9 protein-coding genes, 2 pseudogenes and 1 riboswitch are annotated in these 6194 nt (G+C 59.1%); of the genes and pseudogenes, 2 read left to right on the top strand and 9 right to left on the bottom strand.

What is annotated here, in order from left to right:
- Window positions 1–134: 134 nt before the first annotated feature.
- The 9 genes and pseudogenes from QNJ43_RS26320 to QNJ43_RS26280 all read right to left on the bottom strand — a co-directional run bounded on the left by QNJ43_RS26320 (window position 135) and on the right by QNJ43_RS26280 (window position 3498).
- On the bottom strand, window positions 135–458 hold the full coding sequence (locus QNJ43_RS26320) for a hypothetical protein (RefSeq protein WP_300474946.1): 324 nt from the start codon (window positions 456–458) through the stop codon (window positions 135–137).
- Window positions 459–491: 33 nt separating this feature from the next.
- Window positions 492–635: a hypothetical protein gene (locus QNJ43_RS26315; RefSeq protein ID WP_300474944.1), complete on the bottom strand. Its 144-nt coding sequence runs from the start codon at window positions 633–635 to the stop codon at window positions 492–494.
- On the bottom strand, window positions 610–924 hold the full coding sequence (locus tag QNJ43_RS26310; RefSeq protein WP_300474942.1) for a hypothetical protein: 315 nt from the start codon (window positions 922–924) through the stop codon (window positions 610–612). Before QNJ43_RS26310 ends, QNJ43_RS26315 begins: the two co-directional genes overlap by 26 nt.
- Before the next feature lie 139 nt (window positions 925–1063).
- Window positions 1064–1814 (bottom strand): annotated as a pseudogene (locus tag QNJ43_RS26305) (amino acid ABC transporter ATP-binding protein).
- Window positions 1815–1822: 8 nt separating this feature from the next.
- Window positions 1823–2059, bottom strand: coding sequence for a hypothetical protein (locus tag QNJ43_RS26300; RefSeq protein ID WP_300474940.1), 237 nt, complete (start codon window positions 2057–2059; stop codon window positions 1823–1825).
- On the bottom strand, window positions 2060–2287 hold the full coding sequence (locus tag QNJ43_RS26295; protein ID WP_300474938.1) for a hypothetical protein: 228 nt from the start codon (window positions 2285–2287) through the stop codon (window positions 2060–2062).
- A gap of 278 nt (window positions 2288–2565) precedes the next feature.
- Window positions 2566–2766: a hypothetical protein gene (locus tag QNJ43_RS26290; protein ID WP_300474933.1), complete on the bottom strand. Its 201-nt coding sequence runs from the start codon at window positions 2764–2766 to the stop codon at window positions 2566–2568.
- Window positions 2691–3164 carry a transporter substrate-binding domain-containing protein gene (locus QNJ43_RS26285; RefSeq protein WP_300474931.1) on the bottom strand — a complete coding sequence of 158 codons (474 nt, stop codon included), beginning with the start codon at window positions 3162–3164 and terminating at the stop codon, window positions 2691–2693. The genes QNJ43_RS26290 and QNJ43_RS26285 overlap by 76 nt, the downstream gene beginning before the upstream one ends.
- An 82-nt stretch (window positions 3165–3246) precedes the next feature.
- Window positions 3247–3498: a hypothetical protein gene (locus QNJ43_RS26280; protein WP_300474930.1), complete on the bottom strand. Its 252-nt coding sequence runs from the start codon at window positions 3496–3498 to the stop codon at window positions 3247–3249.
- A gap of 533 nt (window positions 3499–4031) precedes the next feature.
- A riboswitch (cobalamin riboswitch) is annotated at window positions 4032–4220 on the top strand.
- A gap of 48 nt (window positions 4221–4268) precedes the next feature.
- Here QNJ43_RS26280 and bluB point away from each other — a divergent pair.
- Both bluB and QNJ43_RS26270 read left to right on the top strand, forming a co-directional pair.
- Window positions 4269–4938 (top strand): annotated as a pseudogene (gene bluB, locus QNJ43_RS26275) (5,6-dimethylbenzimidazole synthase).
- Window positions 4939–5129: 191 nt separating this feature from the next.
- The coding region (locus QNJ43_RS26270; RefSeq protein WP_346433144.1) for a DUF6538 domain-containing protein at window positions 5130–6194 on the top strand (1065 nt) is incomplete at its 3' end.

Raw genomic sequence — 6194 nt, 5'->3', positions numbered from 1 at the left:
AGGGCGACCTTTTTCATGTGGGGGATGGCGAGGGGCCGGTCGATCAATCGATGACCTTCAGCTCCAGGACGCGGCCCTGGTCGAACCAGGTTTCCATGCCGATCGCCTTGAGCTGCATCTGACCTTCCACGACCTCACCGATGTAGAAAATCCGGAGCGGTTCGTCGGAAGCGTCGCCACCGTAGACGATGCAGAAGGCCGTAGAAGCAGACGATTCCGGCGGTCGTGCCCTTTTCCTTCTTCCGCTCCTTGCCGAGATCGCCGGTGAGATACTTGTTCTCCCACAGCGCCACGATCGGCAGGGTGAAGAAGATCAGGTCGCCGTTCAGCTTGCCGTGCTGAAGCATCGTCTTCAGCGGTAGCTTTTCGCGCAGCTCCTTGGCGATGATCGGGCACTTGTCCTCAAAGACCTCGATCTTGCAGATTTCCTTGCCTTCAACTTCCATTGCGAGACGCATGTCGTTTCTCCTTGTTCTTTTCCAGGCGCTCAATCAGCCTTGAGGTTTCTTGCGGAAGCCATCGCCCAGCCCCCAGGGCAGGATGAAGTCGCACCACATGTGCAGACGGTTGGCATAGCTCAGAGCCGCCTTGGAGAGGGTCAGCAGCTCGTCATTGGTCTTGCAGGCGTGCCACATCCACGTACATGCGCGTCATCTCGCAGGCATGCGGCAGGCCGACGAATTCGAAGAACGACACCTTGTAGCCGATGACCTCGGTGATGCAGGCCTGAAGGATCTTCAGGTCCGGCGTGCCGTCTTCCAGCACACGGATGATGCCCCACAGGAATTCGTCGGCAAACGTGCGCGCGAGCCCGTGTTGCGCGGAACATAGCCTTCGCTGAGCAGGCGAACTTCCTCCGGCTGATTCCAGCCAGATCTTTTCGCGCTTGGCTTCCAGAGCCTTGATAGCTTCATCAACGGTCATGAGACATACTTTCTCATACAAACACATACGGCCCAGCCGCTGAAAATCGGCCGAGACCGCCATTGCCGCAGGCGCGGGCGGGAGAATACCCGACGCCTTTGCGGCAAAACCGAAACTGGGGCCATCCCCGGCAGATCCTTCAGAGAATGCGGGCGAAGAACGAACGGGCGCGCTCGCTCTTCGGATTGCCGAAAACCTCGGCCGGCGGGCCAACCTCGATCACCCGCCCATCGTCCATGAAAGCGACCCGGTCGCAGATCTCCCGGGCAAAACTCATTTCGTGCGTGACGACGATCATCGTCATGCCTTCCGCCGCAAGGTTCTTCATCACGTCCAGAACCTCGCCGACCAGTTCCGGATCGAGCGTGGAGGTCGGTTCATCGAACAGCATCAGCTGGCTGCATCGCCAATGCGCGGGCAATCGCCACGCGCTGCTGCTGGCCGCTGGACAGTTCGGAAGGATAGGAATCCTCCTTGTGAGCCAGGCCCACCCAGTCGAGCAACTGGCGCGCCCGCTCCTTGGCGTCGGCGACCGGCTCGTGTTTGACGTGAACCGGACCCTCGATGATGTTCTGCAGCGCGGTCATGTGACCGAACAGGTTGAAACGCTGGAACACCATGCCGATGGAGGCGCGGTCGATGGCGATCTCGCTGTCCGACAGTTCGTAGAGCTTGTTGCCCTCGCACCGGTAGCCGACCGCTTCCCCGTCCACGGCGAGATAGCCGCCGTTGATCTTGGTCAGGTGGTTGATACAGCGCAGGAAGGTCGACTTGCCGGAGCCGGACGGCTCGATCAGGCTGACCACTTCGCCGCGGTCGACGTGGAAATCGATCCCCTTGAGGATGTCGAGCTGGCGGATGCGCTTTTCGACGTCGCGCGCCTCGACCATGTGAAAGCTCATTGCTGACCTCCCCTCGACTGGCCGGCGCCCTGGCGACCGCGTGAATAATGGCGTTCGATCCGCCCCTGGATGACGGTCATCACGCTGGTCATGAACAGGTACCAGCAGCAGCACACCAGAAGCAGCGAAATGACGGAGACGAGCGACGTCATCTTCAGCATGCCGATGGAGCGGGTGGCTTCCTCCTGCCCCGCATCGACCGACCCGATACCGGCGCGCACGATCTCCGCCATTTAGGCGCCCTCGTTGAGGCCGAGGAAGGCGGCGACGAAGGGCGTCACCAGCATGTTGGTGTCGATGCCGAAGAAACGCGGCCCGAAGGGAATGTCGACGGAAATGTCGGGGAACAGCGCGGCCAGATTGTACCAGAAGATGAGCTGCACCAGGATCGGCGTACCGCGGAAGAACCAGATGTAGATGCGCGCGAAACCGGAGACGATCCAGAGGTTCGAACGCAACATGACGGCGAGAACAGATAGCTGGCGACCAGCACCCATTCGAAGCGCGGGTTCAGAACCACGCTTTCGAGAACCTGCAAGCCGATCAGGATGACGATCAAAGGCGGCAGGAAGCGCCAGGCCGAACGACGAGGCACCACTTCCAGATGCTCGTGCGCCTCGGAATCCTCACGAGGGGCTTCGGCGTCTTTGGCAGTCTCTGTCTGCAAGATGCTATCTCGGGTTGGGACAAGAGACGGGACCGCGATGCCGCGATCCCGCCTCGTGCGTTTAAGGCTCGATCAGGGCTTGGGCTCGACGAGCGGCTTCTTGGTCGCCAGGTTGATGCCCGGCTCCTTCAGCGACAGAAGCGAGATACCCCACTTCGCCATGATCTTGTCGTAGGCGCCTTCCTCGTGGACCGCCTTCAGCGCGGAGAGGAGCGCGTTGGCGAACTTGTCGTTGTGCTTCTGAACGACGATGCCGTTGTAGTACTTCGGCATGTACTTGTTCTCCACGATGCGGATCGGCTCCGGCGCACGTTGCGGATCTCCTCGGAGGCCGCAATGTTGTTCAGCACGAAGTCGACGCGGTGGGAATAGAGCGCCAGAAGCGTAGCATCGCTGGAAGGATACTGGTTGAGCGTGATCGGCTTCAGACCCTTGGAGGTGCAGTGCGGGGTCATCACGTCTTTGACGACGTTGACGAAGTCGAAGCCCTGCTGGATCGCCACGGTCAGGCCGCACAGGGTGTCAGGATCCGGCGTGATGGACTTGTTGGTCGCCAGGGTGAAGACAGCGCCCGAGGCATAGGCATCATCGATGAAGGTGACGCGCTGCTCACGTTCCGTGATTATCGGAGATGCATTCGGCGGCCATGTCGTAGCGGCCGCTGTCCACACCGGGGATCAGGCCAGCGAAATCGATCAACTTGTCTTCGTAGGTGATACCGAGCTTTTCGGTGATCGCCTTCCAAAGGTCGGGCTAGTAACCGACGATGATCTTGTTGTCGGCGGCGAAATACTGACACGGCGGGTAGTGAGCGTCGGTGACGATCACGATCTTGCCGGCCTTCTGGATCTTCTCGGGCAAAAGCGCGTTGAGCTTCTTATCGACCTTAAGGGTCGGGATGCCGGAGCCAACGGTCTCCACGACCTCGTCCGCGAATGCGGCGGAACTGAGCATCCCAACCGCCAGAGCAGCAGCTCCGGCAATGAGGCGAATTCCAGTGTTCATAAAACGCGTCTCTCTGCGTGGGTCTGGAATGGGCAGTACCATTGACTGCCCTTACTTTTTATATATACATATTAAGGGAATTTAAGGCGATTCAGATGATGTTTTAAGCTTGCTTATATTTTTAGCATACTGCTAATTCAATAAGCTGTTTCAAACAGTGCTTCCCAATGCCTTCGTTCACGGAAAGGAAGCGTCACTTCATTGTTAAATCTATATTTTTTTTCGCCAAAAAAGCCATATTTTCCACTGATTAAACCGCCTATGATAAAGGCAGGAAATTCAATTTTCACACAACGGAATGAGGCACATAGCGGACCGTTGGCGCCATTCGAGCAGCAGACTCAGGCCCGACTGCCTTGTAATTCATCACATTCATAGCAGAAATTACAATCCGCGCGACCTGCCAATTGCCGCATGTCAGTTTCCCCGATACAGCCCGCGCAATAGGCAGGCAGGGGCGAGCCGGCACCTCCCCCGGTTTTCCCAGTCCCCGGATTTTCCACATCGCCCGGTTGCGCTTGGCAGGCGGCGCGGCTAGCTAGGGTGCGTTCGGTGCCCGGCGCGGGACGCGTCGCGGATAATCGGGAACACGGTGAAAATCCGTGACATGCCCAACGCTGTGAGGCGGACCGGGGCAGCAGATGCCACTGGCTCCGGCCGGGAAGGCGCCGCTTTCGGTAAGAAGCCCAGTCAGAAGACCGGCCGAACGACATGGAGCCCGCCGCGCGGACAGCGATGGGGTCGAAGGCTCAGTCGACAAGGGATATGTCATGAAGCCAACCGGACTGAAACCGGCCGGACCGTTTTCCGCGTCCGAACGCGCCGCCGTTTTCCGCGCCATTCACGAGCGGCGCGACGTGCGCGGCCAATTTCTACCCGACGAGATCGACGACGAGGTGCTGGCCCGCATTCTCGAGGCGGCCCATGCCGCACCCTCGGTCGGGCTGTCGCAACCGTGGAATTTCATCCTGATCCGCGATGCCGACATCCGTTTGCAGATGTACCGGGCCTTCGAGCGCGCCAATGAGGGAGGCGCACGACATGTTCGAGGGCGAGCGGCGGGCACTCTATTCCAGATTGAAGCTTCAGGGGATTTGCGATGCTCCGCTCAACCTGTGCATCACCTGCGACCGCGACCGCGGCGGCCATGTCGTCCTGGGGCGCACGCACGACCACGACACCGACCTCTATTCGACGGTTTGCGCCGTCCAGAACCTGTGGCTCGCCGCACGCGCAGAAGGCGTCGGCGTCGGCTGGGTCAGCATCTTCCACGAGACGGATCTGCGCCGCATTCTAGCCCTGCCCGACCATGTGGTTCCGGTCGCCTATCTCTGCCTCGGTTATGTGCGCGAACTCTATGACGCGCCGGAGCTGGAGAGCCACGGATGGGCAAGGAAATTCGCGCTGAACAACATGGTCTTCACGGACCGCTGGGGATAAGAGGCACCAGCGCCGGACAACTCATAGCCTCCGACGACCGAAAACCTCGGCCAATACGACGCGCTGATAAGCGGCGCGTCGGAAACTGGCTTGGACATTTCCATGTCAGCAGATAAAAAGAATGGCGCACCCGACGGGACGGAAATCCTACGCACGGAATGCGACAATAATATCAATATATCAGTGCGTTATTGGTTAGGCGAAGGTACGGATGGGGGTACGAACGGCCTCATGTCCCACCACCTGTAACTCCGAAAACAGACCTATTACGTTACGCCGTTCTTGATGTTCCTGCCGATCTGAGTGCGCATTTCGGGAAAACGAAGCTTATTCAGTCGCTCAAGACGCACAACAAGCAACAGGCCATGACGATGGTCGGCCCCGTTGTGGCGCTCTGGAAGCAGCAATTCGCTCAAGCTCGCGGTGACACTTCGATAGCCGAAGAGGCGGCTCTCTGGTTTGCCTTGAGACGGAAGGCTTCCGATCCTGAGGAACGTAGTCTCATTGATGGCATGATTTCCGATCAGGCGGAAAGCATCGAGGCGCGAGGCAAGCGCTTGCCCAAAAGCAGCAACCTTCAGTGGGGAGAGATCACCACCACCGAGGATGTCCGACGGTTCGTTCAGCTTGCGAAGGGCGAACTGACGCCTATCCAGTCTCATATCGGCCGCTGGCTGGCGGATCAGCGCATCAAGCAGCTCACCCAATACGAGTACCGCCGATATCTGAGCAATCTGGCAGAGCGTTTCGAGTACGTTGAATACGTCACGCGCCGCAAGGCGTCCGATCTCGTTCAAGAATTGCTGGATAGCGGCAAGACCCGCGACACCATCGGCAAGATGCTCGGCGCATACAGGGGATATTGGGGCTTGTTGACGCACCACGGCTACCTCTCCGAAAAAGCTCGTGACCCATTGTCCGACTTGCTGCCCCGGAAGAGCGCTAACAGAGGCTCGGAACGCCGTCGAGGTTTCACGGAGGAAGAAAGCTCGGCCTTTCTTCAACTCCTCAAGGAACCTCAGAAGCGACAGCTCGACGATTACCCAATCGTTCTGACAATGGCGGCGACAGGAATGCGGCTTGAAGAAGTTGTCAGCCTGAAGGCGTCTGACCTCAATATCCGCCGACAAGTTCGGCAAGCGGTCACGGGCGATCACCAAACGGCTCGGGCGCAAGCTGAGGTCATCAACACCGACACGCAACTCGTCGCTGCTCACGGATGGCGTCACAGAGTCCGGACGCGGCTTGAACGGGCT

The organism is Breoghania sp. (assembly GCF_030066895.1).
GTDB lineage: Bacteria > Pseudomonadota > Alphaproteobacteria > Rhizobiales > Stappiaceae > Breoghania.
This window is presented reverse-complemented; position numbering and strand designations above follow the sequence as displayed.

Excerpts from the sequence above, each read along its gene's own strand:
- QNJ43_RS26320 (WP_300474946.1), bottom strand. The coding sequence starts at position 458 with ATGCGTCTCGCAATGGAAGTTGAAGGCAAGGAAATCTGCAAGATCGAG.
- QNJ43_RS26315 (WP_300474944.1), bottom strand. The coding sequence starts at position 635 with ATGTGGCACGCCTGCAAGACCAATGACGAGCTGCTGACCCTCTCCAAG.
- QNJ43_RS26310 (WP_300474942.1), bottom strand. The coding sequence starts at position 924 with ATGACCGTTGATGAAGCTATCAAGGCTCTGGAAGCCAAGCGCGAAAAG.
- QNJ43_RS26300 (WP_300474940.1), bottom strand. The coding sequence starts at position 2,059 with ATGGCGGAGATCGTGCGCGCCGGTATCGGGTCGGTCGATGCGGGGCAG.
- QNJ43_RS26295 (WP_300474938.1), bottom strand. The coding sequence starts at position 2,287 with ATGTTGCGTTCGAACCTCTGGATCGTCTCCGGTTTCGCGCGCATCTAC.
- QNJ43_RS26290 (WP_300474933.1), bottom strand. The coding sequence starts at position 2,766 with ATGCCGAAGTACTACAACGGCATCGTCGTTCAGAAGCACAACGACAAG.
- QNJ43_RS26280 (WP_300474930.1), bottom strand. The coding sequence starts at position 3,498 with ATGAACACTGGAATTCGCCTCATTGCCGGAGCTGCTGCTCTGGCGGTT.